The 15,637-nt window shown below is 45.3% G+C and carries 15 protein-coding genes and 1 pseudogene; 3 read left to right on the top strand and 13 right to left on the bottom strand.

Annotated elements, in window-relative coordinates:
• Window positions 1-128 precede the first annotated feature (128 nt).
• The 4 genes from ACLIIY_RS05155 to ACLIIY_RS05140 form a co-directional block, all read right to left on the bottom strand.
• Window positions 129-590 (bottom strand): GNAT family N-acetyltransferase, encoded by a 462-nt coding sequence (locus ACLIIY_RS05155; protein WP_152163203.1) that lies wholly within the window; start codon window positions 588-590, stop codon window positions 129-131.
• Window positions 591-760: 170 nt separating this feature from the next.
• On the bottom strand, window positions 761-1,171 hold the full coding sequence (locus tag ACLIIY_RS05150) for a hydrolase (protein WP_155771253.1): 411 nt from the start codon (window positions 1,169-1,171) through the stop codon (window positions 761-763).
• Between the two features lie 143 nt (window positions 1,172-1,314).
• Entirely contained in the window at window positions 1,315-1,659 is a 345-nt protein-coding gene (locus ACLIIY_RS05145) for a hypothetical protein (protein ID WP_136987132.1), read from the bottom strand.
• A gap of 501 nt (window positions 1,660-2,160) precedes the next feature.
• Window positions 2,161-2,583: a hypothetical protein gene (locus tag ACLIIY_RS05140; RefSeq protein WP_434528229.1), complete on the bottom strand. Its 423-nt coding sequence runs from the start codon at window positions 2,581-2,583 to the stop codon at window positions 2,161-2,163.
• Window positions 2,584-2,825: 242 nt separating this feature from the next.
• On the opposite strand from ACLIIY_RS05140, the pseudogene ACLIIY_RS05135 reads away from it, so the two are divergent.
• Window positions 2,826-3,030: pseudogene (locus tag ACLIIY_RS05135) on the top strand (hypothetical protein); the annotation flags it as partial.
• 309 nt (window positions 3,031-3,339) lie between these two features.
• The gene (locus tag ACLIIY_RS05130) at window positions 3,340-4,302 is read left to right on the top strand and encodes an integron integrase (protein WP_434528228.1); all 963 of its coding nucleotides are present in this window, start codon (window positions 3,340-3,342) and stop codon (window positions 4,300-4,302) included.
• Between the two features lie 58 nt (window positions 4,303-4,360).
• Here ACLIIY_RS05130 and ACLIIY_RS05125 read toward each other — a convergent pair whose 3' ends face one another.
• The 8 genes from ACLIIY_RS05125 to ACLIIY_RS05090 all read right to left on the bottom strand — a co-directional run bounded on the left by ACLIIY_RS05125 (window position 4,361) and on the right by ACLIIY_RS05090 (window position 12,179).
• A complete protein-coding gene (locus ACLIIY_RS05125; protein WP_434528227.1) occupies window positions 4,361-4,834 on the bottom strand; it encodes a DUF2947 domain-containing protein in 474 nt (157 codons plus the stop codon).
• A gap of 13 nt (window positions 4,835-4,847) precedes the next feature.
• Window positions 4,848-5,435 carry an HD domain-containing protein gene (locus ACLIIY_RS05120; RefSeq protein WP_054824176.1) on the bottom strand — a complete coding sequence of 196 codons (588 nt, stop codon included), beginning with the start codon at window positions 5,433-5,435 and terminating at the stop codon, window positions 4,848-4,850.
• Complete coding sequence (gene rimJ, locus ACLIIY_RS05115; RefSeq protein WP_434528226.1) at window positions 5,436-6,020, bottom strand: ribosomal protein S5-alanine N-acetyltransferase; 585 nt, start codon at window positions 6,018-6,020, stop codon at window positions 5,436-5,438. It lies immediately after the preceding gene.
• Window positions 6,021-6,086: 66 nt separating this feature from the next.
• Complete coding sequence (gene tyrR / locus ACLIIY_RS05110; protein WP_009706853.1) at window positions 6,087-7,631, bottom strand: transcriptional regulator TyrR; 1,545 nt, start codon at window positions 7,629-7,631, stop codon at window positions 6,087-6,089.
• Between the two features lie 100 nt (window positions 7,632-7,731).
• Window positions 7,732-8,772, bottom strand: coding sequence for a YcjF family protein (locus ACLIIY_RS05105; protein ID WP_434528225.1), 1,041 nt, complete (start codon window positions 8,770-8,772; stop codon window positions 7,732-7,734).
• Window positions 8,769-10,145 (bottom strand): YcjX family protein, encoded by a 1,377-nt coding sequence (locus ACLIIY_RS05100; RefSeq protein ID WP_434528224.1) that lies wholly within the window; start codon window positions 10,143-10,145, stop codon window positions 8,769-8,771. Before ACLIIY_RS05100 ends, ACLIIY_RS05105 begins: the two co-directional genes overlap by 4 nt.
• Before the next feature lie 156 nt (window positions 10,146-10,301).
• Window positions 10,302-10,487 carry a hypothetical protein gene (locus ACLIIY_RS05095; RefSeq protein ID WP_009706856.1) on the bottom strand — a complete coding sequence of 62 codons (186 nt, stop codon included), beginning with the start codon at window positions 10,485-10,487 and terminating at the stop codon, window positions 10,302-10,304.
• Between the two features lie 174 nt (window positions 10,488-10,661).
• On the bottom strand, window positions 10,662-12,179 hold the full coding sequence (locus tag ACLIIY_RS05090) for a fumarate hydratase (RefSeq protein WP_033006433.1): 1,518 nt from the start codon (window positions 12,177-12,179) through the stop codon (window positions 10,662-10,664).
• A 273-nt stretch (window positions 12,180-12,452) separates the two neighbouring features.
• Between ACLIIY_RS05090 and pabB the strand changes: the two genes are divergently transcribed.
• Window positions 12,453-13,823: an aminodeoxychorismate synthase component I gene (gene pabB, locus ACLIIY_RS05085; protein ID WP_434528536.1), complete on the top strand. Its 1,371-nt coding sequence runs from the start codon at window positions 12,453-12,455 to the stop codon at window positions 13,821-13,823.
• Window positions 13,824-13,936: 113 nt separating this feature from the next.
• On the opposite strand, the gene ACLIIY_RS05080 is transcribed toward pabB, so the two are convergent.
• Window positions 13,937-15,637, bottom strand: a complete 1,701-nt coding sequence (locus tag ACLIIY_RS05080; RefSeq protein ID WP_434528223.1) for an ATP-binding protein — start codon at window positions 15,635-15,637, stop codon at window positions 13,937-13,939.

Below are 15,637 nucleotides of genomic sequence, written 5' to 3'. Positions count from 1 at the left end.
TAAGGTGTGAGGCACGCCATACCGATGCTCCCGCATGCCACCTTAATCACTAAAACCACCGCATAGTAAAAATGCCACGCGTGCCGAATCGCCCTTAAATTGTTTGTTATGTTTTGGTGTTCATCGAGCTAATCAAACTTTTTGAATAGATTATGCCCTGTGATCCCATACCCAAGACGAGTGTACAGCCTTAAAGCACCATTATTGCCACTTGCAACATGGAGCTTCAACCTTGTAATACCACTTTGTTTGAGGCGGGATTCAAGGTTTTTTATTACTAATTCGCCATAACCTGAGTTGCGATACTTTTGCTCTATGAAGAAGTCACAAATAAAAGCGGTTGAGTCTTCTACACTCTCTATGTACCAAAGATGACCTATAGATAGCTCCCCCAATTTAATCGAACAGACATAGTTACCGTCAGTATCAAGCTTATTGGGTAGTCTCATCTCGAAGTCTAGGGAAGCGAACTCAAAAGATTTCCTTTCAGAGTAGCCATAATTGGAGCTGATAGAACCAGCGTATTCTCGTATAAAGTTTTCACGAAACAGCTCAAAACAACCAGGTTCCATTTCAAATAGACTTATCACTTTACCCTCCTAAATCCTTGGAGTTGATTAAAAACATAACGCCCTGTTAAGGGGTGAGCAACGCAATACCGAAGCCGCTGCATACCACCTTAAACACTAAAACCAACGCACAGTAAAAATGCCACGCGTTGCGAATCCCTCTTGAACAGTTTGTTATGTGCGTGCTTACGTTATGCACCAGACTGCTTTATACGCTTGGCGCCAACAAAAAACCGATATTTACTTTGTTGAAGCAAGTCCATATGACGCTCAAACTTAGGCACGCCGTTGGATAAAGAAAGATGGTAGACAAATCCATTACCAGCATATACGCCAACATGTGCTCCATATGAGTCTGTAGAGTCGTTATACATCATGATATCTAACGGCTTAAACTCAGTAACCAGCTCACTAAACTCCGAGTCATCCCACAGTTCACTAGAACGGTAGTTAGGTGGATTTAGACCGAAGTCTCTGAGCAGGTTATAAGCAAAGACCTGGCAGTTAGCTCCAAGCGTTAAGTCTGAATCATCTTTGCAACCCGGTATGCGGGATGAAACGTATCTTACATTTTTGAATCTGTCGGGAATATCCATTTCCATTTTCTCCCAAAGCACATAACGCCGCATTAAGGTGTGAGCAACGCTACCACAAAACCTGACTATGCCAACGTAAACACAAAACCCAACGATGGAATGAAAAATGCCAAGCGTTGGGAATCACTCTTAAATGCTTTGTTATAGCTCTAGTTGATGTCATACAGCTGATTCTGAACCAGCATTTTATAAAGCGTAAACTGCTTTCCTTTATAATTAACTGACTTACCAAAGATGAGAGCTTTTGGCATAAATGCATATTGATAGCCATAAGAGTTACATGTCACAGTCGTTCCATCTGTGAAAAACACCCTCATATCAAAATCACATCCTTCAAAGTCATCAGACCGCTCGCCGCTTTCAGTAATATACCCCTCGATTTGTTTACTCTCGAGTAAGGTCCATCCTATCAGTTGTTCAAGTTGATACTCATCGACCATTGCAAAACTAGAAATAGGAAAAAGAGTTAGGGCTAAGGAAATTAGATACTTCATCACAATTATTCCACTATTCGTTAAAACTTAATGACATAGATACCAAGTTACTTTCTGGAATGAAGAGTTAAAGATATCAGTGAGAAACCCAGCAAAATTGCGCCTGCGACGACCTTCAAACCTGCTCGAATGTTTCCACCTATAACCTCGGCATCTGAAGGCTTGTAGCCCCAAAATCTTGAATCAATTAGGTCCAATCCCAACAGAACGAAACATACTGTTAGTGCAAATAGGTAATGTTTTTTCACAAAGTGAAATGATTTAACGGAAAAGGCTTTGATTTTAGAACTCATATAGATTCTCAGGGGTTAACTATGAAAGCATCATATTCTAACCTAACAGCCCAACAAATAGAACAGCATACTAATTAACCAGTGTGAGCTATAACGCCCTGTTAAGGTGTGAGCAACGCAATACCCAAGCTGCCGCATACCACCTTAAACACTAAAACCAACGCATAGTAAAAATGCCACGCGTTGCGAATCACTCTTAAACAGTTTGTTAGCTGACATTGCCCAACTGCTGCTTAAAAAACTCTACAACAACGCCAGTTAAGATTGGCTGAGACAGTTTTAATATGCCGCCTGAGAATATGTCCTTAAAAGTTTTCTCGCCTTTGATCGACTTTGGAACAGAGTTGACCGCATTTAGACCTTTTTCAGTTAATACAGCTCTAGACTCCGTAGCGCTGTACCTGTTGAAACGAATGTAATCTTCGTTGTGAAGCCAACTCAACGTGTAAGTACATATTTTTTCAATTTCCAAAAACTGATAGAAAAAATCCTCGTCATCTTGCTGTGCAAAGTACTCACTGACTTTAACCGCCAAATCTCCAGTGACGATATCAGTATCGACTGGAAAGTTGTGTAGGCATAGGTGGAAGATCTCAACAACAGCACAATTAAAGACATCTAAATTTCTCAATATAACCTCTTGTCAGCTAACGCCCTGCTAAGGGGTGAGCAACGCAATACCGAAGCCGCCGCAAACCACCTTAATCACTAAATTCAACGCATAGTAAAAATGCCACGCGTTGCGAATCCCTCTTGAGCAGTTTGTTAGTCGCGAGGCACCGAGCGACAATTTTAAGCCGAACTAAACTTTGCGAACAACAAACTTTATGTGCTTTGATGCATTTAAGTCAGGCGCAGTCTCAAAGCGGCTACTCAATGAAACCACGTGGAACTTACAACGCCAGAGAAAACGTCATTTCAGCGAGTAAATCGGCTTTTGTACCCAACAAACTCACCGAGCAGAGTTGCAACCAAAAACAGACTCTCGATTGCCCTGTTCTGTCAGCACCAAAGGACAAAACAACCGCTAGGACACTTGCCAAGCTTTGGGTTTAAAACAGCAGAAACTGAGTTTTGACCATCGACGATGAATCTGTATACCAAACAAACAGCTGCCAAATTTTGAGCTAAGAAACATGATTTTGATTACTAGCTTTTTCTGGCGACTAACGCTTTCTATACGGCCTTCAGCCACCTTTCAGGCACGCTACCGCATTCTTTCATTCAAAAAGAAAGTATGCATGCTAGCACTTATCTTTATGAAACAAATAGAAAATCAGTATGAATCTGTGTGCTCACACACGCAATTAGACGGTGTATTGGCGCCTAATTGTCCATAAGGGACTAAGTTAATAAAACTGTATAAACAACCAGTCAAATTATAACTATGAAAAGTCAGTTTTTACTGAGCGTAAAAGAGCATATGGTCTCGCGTCACTATGCGAAAAAAACCATTGAAACCTACCTGTTTTGGATAAAGCGTTACATCGTTTTCCACCAGCTTGCCCACCCTTCCAAACTTTCTGAAGACGATGTCGAACGCTTTCTTAGTTATCTCGCTATTGATAAAAAAGTGGCAGTCAAAACACAGGCACTTGCGTTAAACGCCATCTCATTTTTGTATCGAGAGTATTTCCAGATGCCACTTTCATTGAACATGAGGTTTCAAAAATCACTCACTGAGAAAAAACTGCCTGTTGTGCTAACAAGAGACGAAGTGCGCCGATTTGTTCAACATATTGACCCGAAATACAAACTCCACATCCAGCTTTTGTATGGTTCAGGTTTGCGAATCATGGAGTGCTTACGATTAAGGATCCAAGATATTGATTACGACTATGGTGCGCTCAGAGTATGGCAAGGAAAAGGTGGTAAGAACCGAACAGTTACACTGGCGAAAGAGCTGCATGAACAACTCAAAGCACAAGTCAGTTTAGCGAGAGATTATTATCAGAAAGACCGTCACATGGGCGGTTATGCCGGTGTTTATATCTCTGATGGATTACGTCGGAAGTACCCCTGTGCAGAGTTGGACTTTAATTGGCACTTTCTCTTCCCATCAACCAAGTTAGGCGTTGATAAAGATACCGGCGAGTTTCGGCGTCACCATATCAATGAGAGCGCAATACAAAGGGCTGTTAAACGAGCGGCAAAAGATGCAGGAATCGAAAAACCGGTGACTTGCCATACTCTGAGACACAGTTTCGCGACTCATCTTTTAGAATCTGGCGCTGATATTAGAACCGTTCAGGAACAGCTTGGACATACTGATGTGAAAACGACTCAGATCTACACGCACGTCATCGAGCGCGGTGCAGGAGGCGTCTTGAGTCCGTTATCTAGCTTATGAAAAAGAAAAAGCCACCGAGTGACAGTAAGTACTCCGGTGGCTTTCACATTTAATTGGTTTAGTGACGCTCGCCCAATTTGACGTTGCCTTTGGAGTCAAACCAAAGCGCTTGAGCGCGACGGCGGCCGAGCAGAATCGGGCCATCATCATAGAACAGAAAGTTCTTCCAATATTTCTTGAACGTTGACCACTTCGTCTCGATTACGTTGTATTTCTCATAACAGAAGTACACCGTGACATCATCTTGCCAATCAATAAACGCCACGATTTCTTCTGGTAACTCGGGTTCATCGGCTTCCCAAGCTGCCATCCAGTCGACATCTTCTGACCAATTAGACTCTTTCATCGGCCAATCAGACGAGCTCAAACGATCCATATCAGGACTTTGTGCGCTAATGTTCTCTTTCCAGAATTGCGCGGCGCGAGCTTGACTCATCGGCTTGATAAACTCGAGGTCCTCTTCAGGCACTGGCATTGACTGGTGAGTAAAAATCCATTTTCTTTGGTATTCATCCAAAGGCAAATAAGACATTCAGTCTCCTTTCTTACGACTTCAGCCAACCTTTCTCGGTGGCTTCTTCAATCAGTTCTTTGGCCTTGTCCCATAGGGTGACAGAACCAAATTCAATTCTTTTATTGATGGTTAACGCTTGCTCTCGCGTTACACCATTTTCTTTCCAACTTTGACCATCATTGTGGTAGTTGAGTAGCATCGGGATAAGGCGATCTAACGCTTTAGCGTATTTCGCATCATCACTTTGGGCCGCTTCAAATTCTTTCCACAAAGAGAACAGCTCATCACCTTGATCGCTTGGTAACATTCCAAACAGACGCTCTGCCGCTTTCAGTTCTTTCTCTTCTTGTTCTTTTGAAGCAGCGACATCATAAACAAAGGTATCACCTGCGTCGATCTCTACGACGTCATGGATAAGCAGCATTTTCATCACTCGAGCAATATCGATTGGTGCATTGGCATGTTCTTGCATTAATACCGCCATCAATGCAACGTGCCAACTGTGCTCACCACTATTCTCTAAGCGTCGATCGGCACTCTTTACCCGAGTACGACGAAGCACGCTCTTTAGTTGATCGAGTTCAATAAGAAGTGCTAACTGCTTTTCCAATCTTTCCATTTATCGAGCCTCTGCTTTCCAGTTTGGGTTAGTTAACGATGTCAGCACATGATCTTGCCATTCACCGTTAATCAACAAATAGTCTTTAGCGTAGCCTTCTCTCTCAAACCCAACGTGCTGCAACACCGCTTCACTGCGCTTGTTATGCGGCATGTAACCTGCTTGAATGCGGTGTATATTTTGCACTTCAAACATGTATTCACAGGCCATTTTTAACGCGCGGCGCATATAGCCATGACCTTGTGCGTCCTCTGCAAGGGAGTAACCCACGTTGCAGGCATAGAATGGAAAACGAGTCAGGTTGCTGAAAGAAAGCGTGCCAAGCATTTTACCAGATTCGGCATGAACAAGCAGACAATAGTACCCCAGTCCCAAGCGATGTAATTCATTTAGTTTGATCAGCTTTTGTAGCCAACCATTTACCGAGAAAAACGCTTCTTCGCGCTTCGGTTCAAAGGGCTTCAAGTAGTCGCGATTGCTTTGAAAATATTCTGCAATCATATCGGCATCGCCAATTTCTGCAGTACGTAGAAGCAAGTCGCCGTCCAACTTGTGAACGGCGATTGAAGAACTTTTATCTTCCATTATGAATAACAACGTCCATTTAATTTCGGGGTCATTTTACAGATAGGCCCAGTATTTACCGCGACTCTAGACTTTACGAATACCATAATCACGCAGTTTGTTTGCGATAGAGGTATGAGAAACATTCAAACGCTTAGCAAGCTTACGACTCGATGGGAATGATTGATACAAACGCTCTAAAATCTGAGATTCGTAATCACGCATGATCTCATCAAGCGAACCATCAAGGTTCAATGTCGCGCTGCCACCACCCATAGCTTGTGGCTGAGGCAAGTTAAAGTTCTCTGCCTTGAGGATGTGTCCATCCATCTCGGTCAATGCACGCAGAACCATGTTGTCCAATTGACGCATGTTACCCGGCCATTGGTAGTTCGCTAATGCATCCACCAGTTCTTCATCCAGCTCAGGCTTGTCGATGCCAAGTTGCTGAGCGTGTTTCGTTACGAACAAGTCCAGCAGCGGCGCTACATCGTTCGAGCGTTTACGCAGAGGCGGAATATTCAAGGTCAGGACATTGAGGCGATAGTACAAATCTTCACGGAACTTGCCAGCCTCAGCAAGTTCTGCAAGGTTGTGCTTGGTAGAGGCAATAATGCGGACATCAACGTGCATTTCATCTTCAGCACCTACTCGACGGAAGTTACCATCCTGTAAGAAGCGCAGCAGTTTGATTTGCAGATGCGAGCTCATCTCACCGATTTCATCAAGAAAGACGGTACCGCCGTTTGCTTGTTCGAAGATACCTTTGTGACCTTGTTCGTGATTAAATGAACCCGGCGCATGACCAAACAACTCGGTTTCGGCCACATCATCAGGCATGGATGCACAGCTTAAAACAAGGAAAGGTTTGCTCGCTCGGCCAGAGCGGCTGTGACATGCTTTCGCCAGCATCTCTTTACCTGTTCCCGTTTCACCTTCTATCAATAGAGGCTGATCGAGAACAGATAACTTCTTCGCTTGGTTCATCAGCGCTTTGTGGCGATTTGATAAGCCGACAAAGTGCTCAAAGCCAAGTTGATTATGAAGAGGCAGTATTTCTTCGATTTGCGCACCGTGTTGGCTCGAACGAATCGTCATCAAGGTACTAGCAAGTGTCGAGTTTTGCGCTTCGTCTTTAATGTAGACCGGCATCAATTCAAGAATGTAATCCAAGCCATCGATCACTAGGCTTTCGCGAGTGCGAGCGTTCACGCCTTCAGACCAGCGGTTAAAACGAACACTCGGCAATAACATACCAATTTGCGTGCCGATAACATCTTGTTTGTGCTGACCAAGAAGAGAAAGTGCGGACATGTTCGCCATATCGACAGCGCCTTTGAGGTCGATAGCAAACACAGGGTCAGGCAAGTTATCCACCAATGAAAGCAGCTCTGTGTTATGGCGCTCCATTGGCATAAATTGGATTTTACGTACGTCTTTGACCCCCGGAATACGGCGGATCTCGGCCATCAATTCACTAAAGGTATCAAAATCAATATCTGGGCAGTTTAGGTAGATGATGCCGCTGATATCAATTTCGATACCACGTAGGTCGATGCTTTTAGACGCTAAAATATCGAGCAGTTCTCGGGTAAGACCGAGTCTATCTTCACAAAAGACTTCAAGACGCACTGAAAATATCCCAATTCACAACTGTCAGGAAAAGTTGACAGTAGTTTCTACCAAGCTTGGAATGGCGTCAAGCAATCCTCACCGTCAAAGGTGATATTGGTTACGGTTTCATCGTAATTGATGCAACTTTCGCCACTACCTCTTTACGAATGGCACCGAGTTTCACTTGGCGTTCTGGATACCAAGGTAAAGGACGAAGTAGTGCCATGGATTTTAGACCGAGACGCGCAGTCAAAATACCTACACCTAACCCCTGCCCTGCTCGCGCGGAGATTTTTCCGGCGAGATCCATCGACATCAAATCCATGCTGGCATCAATAGCGAGTTCACTCGCACCCGCTGCCGCCATATTCACGAACACAGCTCGCAATAGCTTGATGCGAGAAGCGTAACCTAATTCAACGCCATACACTTTAGAGAGATTGTCGATCATTTTGAAGTTACGCCATGCCACCAGCAACATGTCAGCGGCGGCTAGTGGGCTGACTGCCACCAAAGCAGCGGATTCAGTTGCGTGCTGAGAAACAATTTTGGTTGCAAGTTTATCTTGCTGACTAACAACCATAGAATCGTACATCTCGAGAATTTCTGCATCGCTATGAGCAGGATTCACCCTATTCTTCCAACGATCAAAGCCAGGGTTTTCTGCAAGTACCCCGCTTTGCTCCGCAACCTTTTCACAGAATGCTTTGCCCTTACCGACACTTTGGCTATCGATAAGCGCCTCACTCTCTTCTTGCACGCTAAAGTGGTTACGAAGTTTGCGCAGCTTCCATAACTCCTTGCCTAATGCGCCCAAACCAAAAGAGGCAATGGTAGCGATAAAGCCAGCCCAGCCTAGCGCCAACCAATCGGCAGTTTGTACTGCAGTAACGACAGAATCGACCGCTTGCCAACCAACTAAACCGGCAAAGGTGGCAAAGAGACCCGTTGTCAGCCATTTGCGACCCGATTTCGGACGGATGACCTGTTCGAGCTGCAACTCTTGTTCGGTTTCTTCCTGTTGCTCTTCAATCGCGACAGGTACGAAGGTTTCTTTTTCTGAAAACGTCTTTTGAGCCGTCAATTCAGGGGAAGCACTCTCTTGATCGCCGTGCATCGTTTTTTCTGAGAAGACTTGTTTTTGTTTTAATTCGCTCATTTCAATTTGTCTCCCAATAGGTATTCCAATGCTTTATCGAGGCGAATATGTTTCATCGGCTCGTCGGTTTCTGAAGGCATTGGTCGGAAAGAAGTAAAATCAAAGCCACTGTTTTGCCAATAAGCCGCGTTAGGTAACTTCTTCGGCACTTCACCGGGGAACATCGTCATAGACTCCCCATCAAGCGTTGTACCTTGCAGTGCAGGGACGGTTTTATCTCCCGAAGCGATGAAACCTGAAGTCGTCGCTTGAATCGAAGCAATGCTCATACAGCTCATTTCTATGTTCTCGTACGCTGCGGTCTGCCATGCAGGATGCACCATCTGTTGAAGCAGAGAGACCAAATGCGGATGTTGATCTGGCGTCACGTGGTCGGCTTTTGTCGCTGCAAATAATACTCTGTCGATCTTTGGTGAGAACAAACGGCGCAAGAAACTGCTTCGGCCATATCGGAAGCTGTGCATGATCTGTTCAAGCGCTTGGCGCATATCGTAAAAGGCTTCATCACCGGCATTTAGCGGTTGTAAGCAATCTACCAACACGATTTGGCGGTCAAACGTAGCAAAGTGATGCTTGTAGAACGCCTTAACCACCTTCTGCTGATACTCGTGATAACGGGCTTCTAGCATTGCCAAGTTGCTGCCCTTAACTGATTTCACATCGGCATCAAATCGACATGGAAAGAACTGTAATACTGGCGCCCCTTCTAGCTCTCCCGGTAAGACGAAACGACCCGGCTGAACCCAATGTAAACCGCTGTCTTTGCATGCATGCAAATAGTCAGTGTAACTTTTAGCGACTTTTTCTAGCTGCTTTTCATTCAATTCCGCAGCTAAATCCAATGCATCTAGCTCTGCCAGCCAGTCGGCAGCAAGCTCACTACGCTGCCCTTTTAACGCCTCAAATTGGGTTTGTGACCACGTCGCGAAATCCATATCAAGCAAAGGCAGATCCAATAGCCACTCACCCGGATAGTCGATGATATCGACATTCAACACGGCAGTTTTACTCAGCAGCTTTTTGGTGGTTTTGTTTGGCTTGTATTTCAGAGCCAGTCGTATCTCGCTCACGTCACGGGTCGGTACTGGCCATTGTGGTGGCGTGGCATGAATTTGGTTCATCGCATCATCGTAAGCAAAACGTGGAACCATCATATTGGATTGAGGCTCACGTTTAGCACCAATTAAACGCTTATCGCGCGCCGCATTAAGCAACGGCAAATTGTCGTGAGTAGCGGTATGCAGTAATTGATTAACCAGAGAAGTAATAAACGCGGTTTTACCCGCACGCGACAACCCCGTTACGGCGATACGGACATTAGAGTCCATACCACGGCTGATAAAGTCATTCACTTCTTGTGTTATTCTTTTCATCGTTTTTATTTGTCTCATCAATTCTTGCTACGCAGTGTAATTTTACCAACCTTAATCAAAGATGAACAAAGTATTCACTGCAAAACCTATTTCCAAAAACGAAAAAGCCCCTGAGAATTTCAGAGGCTTAGAGATCTTAATGTCTTTACGTGAAGTCTAATCGTCTTCAATCAACTTGTAGATAACGAATAGGCAAACTTCCAGAATCAGCCATAACACACAAGTGATGGTGACGTATTTTTCATCGAAGATACTGATGCCGTGAAGAATCAAGTCGTAGCCAACAAAGCTACCGATCACAACAGCAAGAACTATTTGTAGAATTTGAATAAAACGAGGCATGCCGTCTCCTAATCATGTCAGCATAACAGTGAGATTTGCTATGCCTATAAGTTTATATTTGATTATATAGACAAAAAGTGCAGCTTTCGCTGCACTTTTGTCAAATGTTTGCTAGGTAAATCAGCACTTTGTCACATTCTCTCAATTGAGACGTTCGAATGATGACCAAGTCGATTACGCTTCCATCTCTTGGATTTTCACTTTCCAAGTATCCGGACCAATTTGGTGAGCGTTCGCGCCATTTGAATCCACAGCCACCGTTACCGGCATATCTTCGACTTCAAACTCGTAAATCGCTTCCATTCCTAGATCTTCGAATGCCACCACGCGAGCTTTCTTAATCGCTTTAGCAACTAGGTACGCCGCGCCGCCAACTGCCATTAAGTAAACCGCTTTGTGGTTCTTGATAGATTCAACCGTTGCAGGGCCGCGCTCTGCTTTACCGATCATGCCCATAATGCCAGTTTCTTCTAACATCATGTCTGTGAACTTGTCCATACGTGTTGAGGTTGTTGGACCTGCTGGGCCTACTGCCTCATCACCGACGGCATCAACCGGGCCAACGTAATAAATGAACTTACCCTTGAAATCAACGCCAGCAGGTAAACCTTCACCCGCTTCTAGCATGCCTTGGATACGTTTATGTGCCGCATCACGACCCGTTAGAATCTTGCCAGATAGCAGTACCGTTTCACCGGTTTTCCACTCTTGAACTTCTTCTTTGGTCACCGTATCTAAGTTAACACGACGAGTATTTGCGCCCGCTTCCCAAGTGATGTCTGGCCAATCTTCTAACTTAGGTGGCGTTAGCTCTGCTGGACCATTCCCATCAAGTGTGAAGTGAACGTGGCGCGTTGCCGCACAGTTCGGGATCAAACATACTGGTTTAGAAGCAGCATGCGTTGGCGCGGTTTTGATCTTCACATCAACAACCGTTGTTAAACCACCCAAGCCTTGCGCACCGATACCAAGCTTGTTCACGCGATTGAAGATATCAAGACGAAGCTCTTCTTCTGCGTTTTGAGGACCACGATCAATCAAGTCTTGAATATCAACGTGTCCCATCAGAGATTCTTTTGCCAGTACCGCAGCTTTTTCAGCAGTACCGCCGATACCAATGCCAAGCATGCCCGGTGGACACCAACCTGCACCCATTGCTGGTAGGGTTTTCTCTACCCATTCTGCAATGTCGTCTGATGGGTTTAGCATCACCATCTTGGTTTTGTTTTCAGAGCCGCCGCCTTTCGCCGCGATTTGGATTTCGACTTTATCGCCTGGCACCATATTGATGTGCACAACTGCTGGCGTGTTGTCTTTGGTATTGATTCGCTTGCCCGCAGGGTCCATCAGAACCGAGGCACGCAATGGGTTATCCGGATTCGTGTAAGCCTGTCGAACGCCTTCATCCACCATTTGTTGAACCGTCATGTCGGTCGAATCCCATTGAACGCCCATACCGATGTTCACGAAACAAGTCACGATGCCTGTATCCTGACAAATCGGTCGATGGCCTTCTGCCGACATACGGGAGTTAATTAGGATCTGAGCGATAGCGTCTTTTGCCGCTTGGCTCTCTTCACGGTGGTAGGCTTTTTCAAGGGCTTGAACAAAGTCTAGCGGGTGGTAGTAAGAAATATACTGTAGCGCATCAGCAACACTGCTGATGACATCCTGCGTGCGTATTACCGTCATTGCATGCCTCATTATTGTTATGCTTTGCTTCCATTATTGGCTTGACTTCTGTCGTGTTTGTTGAGCTTATTGCCCTTAAATGAGCTTCGTTTTATGTAAACAATTGTCGAACGGCTGATATCGACACACGAGTTATTGAAGTCGCCTTCTCATATAGTAAAACCACCTCAAAGCCTTTGTATAGAGGTAGTTTGGCTATACAGATGAATATGATACTCTTGCTGCCCATGACATGCCATGCAGTGAACGAACTCTTTGTCACAATTTAAACAAATGAACAACATGGATACGCAATTGCTTGATTTTAAGGCATTGGATTACGCCAACGACCTCGCTATTTCCCTATTTTCTCGTATCGAACAGCAGCCTTGGGCGATGCTTTTACGCTCCGCTTCTAAGACGCACATCGACAGCCGATTTGATGTATTGGTCGCCAATCCAATCGCAACGCTAGAGACCATCGCTGGCGATACGCAAATCAAAACAGACACGCAAGAATACGTCTCTCAAGATGACCCGTTCTCGCTATTAGACGAGCTCCAACAACAGCTTTTGCCAAACCTTGAGTTGGGCGCAGAGTGGGATCTACCGTTTGTCGGCGGTGCGCTGGGTTATTTCAGTTACGATCTAGGCCGCCGTGTAGAATCTATTCCAGAACTTGCAACTAAAGACCTTCAAACGCCAGATATGGCTGTTGGGTTGTATGAATGGGCATTGGTGGTAGACCACAAACTAGAAAAAGCTTGTCTTGTAGGCCAAAACATTGAGCAAGCATTGCAATGGCTTAATTCACAATCTCCAGCTAATGTTGAAGACTTTAAGCTGATTGGCGATTGGCAATCGAACATGACGCAAGCGTCTTACGTTTCACGTTTTGACCGTGTTCAAGAATATTTGTTGAGTGGTGACTGTTACCAAATAAACTTGGCGCAGCGCTTTAATGCTTCTTATCAAGGAAGCGAGTGGCAAGCTTACACTAAACTAGAAGCGGGTAACCAAGCCCCTTTCTCTGCGTTTATTCGTATGCCTAATTCAGCAATCATAAGCGTGTCACCAGAGCGCTTTTTGGAACTGAAAGATAACGTCATTGAAACCAAGCCAATCAAAGGCACACGTCCACGTAGCCAAAATACTGAGCTCGACCAAGCCAACGCCCATGACTTGCAGACGGCAGAAAAAGATCAGGCCGAAAACCTGATGATCGTCGACTTGCTGCGTAATGACATTGGTCGTGTTGCGTCACCAGGCAGCGTTCATGTGCCAAAGCTATTTGATATTGAAAGCTTCCCTGCGGTGCACCACTTAGTCAGCACAATCCGCGCCGATTTGGATATACAATACAGCGCAGCCGACCTACTTCGAGCTTGCTTCCCGGGTGGTTCAATTACTGGTGCGCCAAAAGTGCGTGCAATGCAAATCATCGAAGAGTTAGAACCGCATCGTCGCAGCGCATATTGTGGCAGTATCGGTTATATCTCACGCCATGGTCGTATGGATACCAGTATCACGATCCGTACTCTGGTTGCAGAAGATAACAAGCTCTACGCTTGGGCCGGCGGCGGCGTCGTGGCAGACAGTGATTGCGCAGCAGAATATCAAGAGACGCTAGACAAACTGTCCAAGATCTTACCGGCGCTAAAGTAACTTAAAGCGCTTTTAAGTACTCAGAAAAACGGCTCTGTAGTAATGACAGAGCCGTTTTTTTAATCGTTATTTTTGCTAATCACTGTTTGTTGCTGCTCAAGGGGACTCGTGCATCATTCGTCGAGCCACTTACACATGATTTGTTCTATATCAGCAGCGGTGTAAGGCTTGGTGAGAATGTCATCCATGCCGGATTCAATGCACTTTTGTCTCTCTTCTAGGGTTGTTCCTGCCGTCAGCGCAATGATTGGCTTCGTGAAGCCGTCTTCGCGCAAATGTACCGTCGCTTCATAACCATCCATTTCTGGCATACGACAATCCATAAATATTAACTCGTAGTCTTTCTCTTTTACCGCGTCGATCGCTTCTAGGCCGTTGTTTCTTAAATCTGGTTTGATATCGAGCTTTTTGAGCATTTGCGTGACGATCACTTGGTTCATACGAATGTCGTCTACCACCAACACCGAGCGTCCTGCCAGTTCGATATATTTACCGACAGACACGTCACCGGCAGCCCTTCCCTGCGCTTCGCCTTGCTTGAGCGGCACAACGACTTTAAAGGTGGTGCCTTTGCGTGGCTCACTGACGAAACTGATTTCACCATCCATCAAATCGACTAAGTTCTTGCAGATTGCCAAACCTAAACCAGAGCCTTCAAAGCTTCGCTTCGTGGAACGGTCAGCTTGTACAAAAGGGTCAAACAGCGCTTTCTGCGCCTCTAAAGGAATACCAATGCCTGTGTCTTCCACTTCGAAATGCGCATAACCATCGACCCACTCGACGCGTAGAACCACGCCTCCGAGATGAGTAAACTTAATCGCATTACCTATGAGGTTCACCAGAATCTGGGTGATGCGTTCAAAGTCACCCACAAGAAATTCTGGAATGCCGAGCTTTTTATCGATCGAGAAATGAATGCGCTTTTCCGCCGCTTTCGCAGCAAACACACCGGTTAATGCGTTCTCTAAGTCCTTCCAAGCAAAAACTTTATCGATGATTTCCATCATACCTGCGTTCATTTTACTGAAATCGAGCAAGTCATTAATGATGACTCGAAGTAAATCACCGGATTGAATCAAGTTACCAAGGTATTGTTGCTGTTCTTCCCCCAACTCGGTTTTGCTCAGTAACTCTGCACTGCCCAACACGCCGTTTAACGGAGTACGAAGCTCGTGGTTGATCATCGCGACAAATTCTTTGGTTGCTTTTTCAGACGCTTCTGCCCGTTTACGCAACTCGACCTCTCGCTCTAGGCTCAAATGTCGGCTGATGACGCCGTGCACTAGATCGGAAACCAACACCATTTGTTTTGAAGTGAACTCTTGATCGACTTGATCAAGAGCGACAGAAAAGATCAGCTCACCCAAGATCGCTGAGTCAATAATGATGGGTAAATAGAGGCGATTCTCGATCCAATGAGGCTTGGTTTGTATCGCGTTTTCATGAGCGAGCACCAGATGGCCAAATTGATGGCGACGCAACGACGAGAGATGCTCTTGGCTCAGAGATAAGTAGGCTCCGGAAACCACCGAGTTTGATGTCAGTTGCTCCAAGAAACTGGCAATCATGGTCTCATCAAAGGTGCTAGAAAGGAACGTTCGTCCAAACTTGATCAGCGTGGCATCGATTTGTTCTTCAAACTCGAACTTACGTAAGTCGTTCTCAGACTTCATCTCGAGTTTTTTCAATGCGACACTCAGTTGCTGATTGGACTCATACAGCTCTAAGCTCTTTTGCTCTAACAGTGTTTCTGCCGCTTTTCGTGACGCGACTTCTCGTTTGAGTTTCCTTTCTAGTGAGGAACTTCCCGTCAT

It is taken from the genome of Vibrio sp. K4 (assembly GCF_051122595.1).
Lineage (GTDB): Bacteria > Pseudomonadota > Gammaproteobacteria > Enterobacterales > Vibrionaceae > Vibrio > Vibrio owensii.
Note: the sequence above shows the minus strand (reverse complement) of the source record. Positions and strands in the feature narration are given on the sequence as shown.

Bases quoted from the DNA above. Each gene is read 5' to 3' on its own strand.
- ACLIIY_RS05150 (WP_155771253.1), bottom strand. From the start codon at position 1,171: ATGGAAATGGATATTCCCGACAGATTCAAAAATGTAAGATACGTTTCA.
- ACLIIY_RS05145 (WP_136987132.1), bottom strand. From the start codon at position 1,659: ATGAAGTATCTAATTTCCTTAGCCCTAACTCTTTTTCCTATTTCTAGT.
- ACLIIY_RS05130 (WP_434528228.1), top strand. From the start codon at position 3,340: ATGAAAAGTCAGTTTTTACTGAGCGTAAAAGAGCATATGGTCTCGCGT.
- ACLIIY_RS05125 (WP_434528227.1), bottom strand. From the start codon at position 4,834: ATGTCTTATTTGCCTTTGGATGAATACCAAAGAAAATGGATTTTTACT.
- ACLIIY_RS05120 (WP_054824176.1), bottom strand. From the start codon at position 5,435: ATGGAAAGATTGGAAAAGCAGTTAGCACTTCTTATTGAACTCGATCAA.
- rimJ (WP_434528226.1), bottom strand. From the start codon at position 6,020: ATGGAAGATAAAAGTTCTTCAATCGCCGTTCACAAGTTGGACGGCGAC.
- ACLIIY_RS05105 (WP_434528225.1), bottom strand. From the start codon at position 8,772: ATGAGCGAATTAAAACAAAAACAAGTCTTCTCAGAAAAAACGATGCAC.
- ACLIIY_RS05100 (WP_434528224.1), bottom strand. From the start codon at position 10,145: ATGAAAAGAATAACACAAGAAGTGAATGACTTTATCAGCCGTGGTATG.
- ACLIIY_RS05095 (WP_009706856.1), bottom strand. From the start codon at position 10,487: ATGCCTCGTTTTATTCAAATTCTACAAATAGTTCTTGCTGTTGTGATC.
- ACLIIY_RS05090 (WP_033006433.1), bottom strand. From the start codon at position 12,179: ATGACGGTAATACGCACGCAGGATGTCATCAGCAGTGTTGCTGATGCG.
- pabB (WP_434528536.1), top strand. From the start codon at position 12,453: ATGAACAACATGGATACGCAATTGCTTGATTTTAAGGCATTGGATTAC.
- ACLIIY_RS05080 (WP_434528223.1), bottom strand. From the start codon at position 15,637: ATGACGGGAAGTTCCTCACTAGAAAGGAAACTCAAACGAGAAGTCGCG.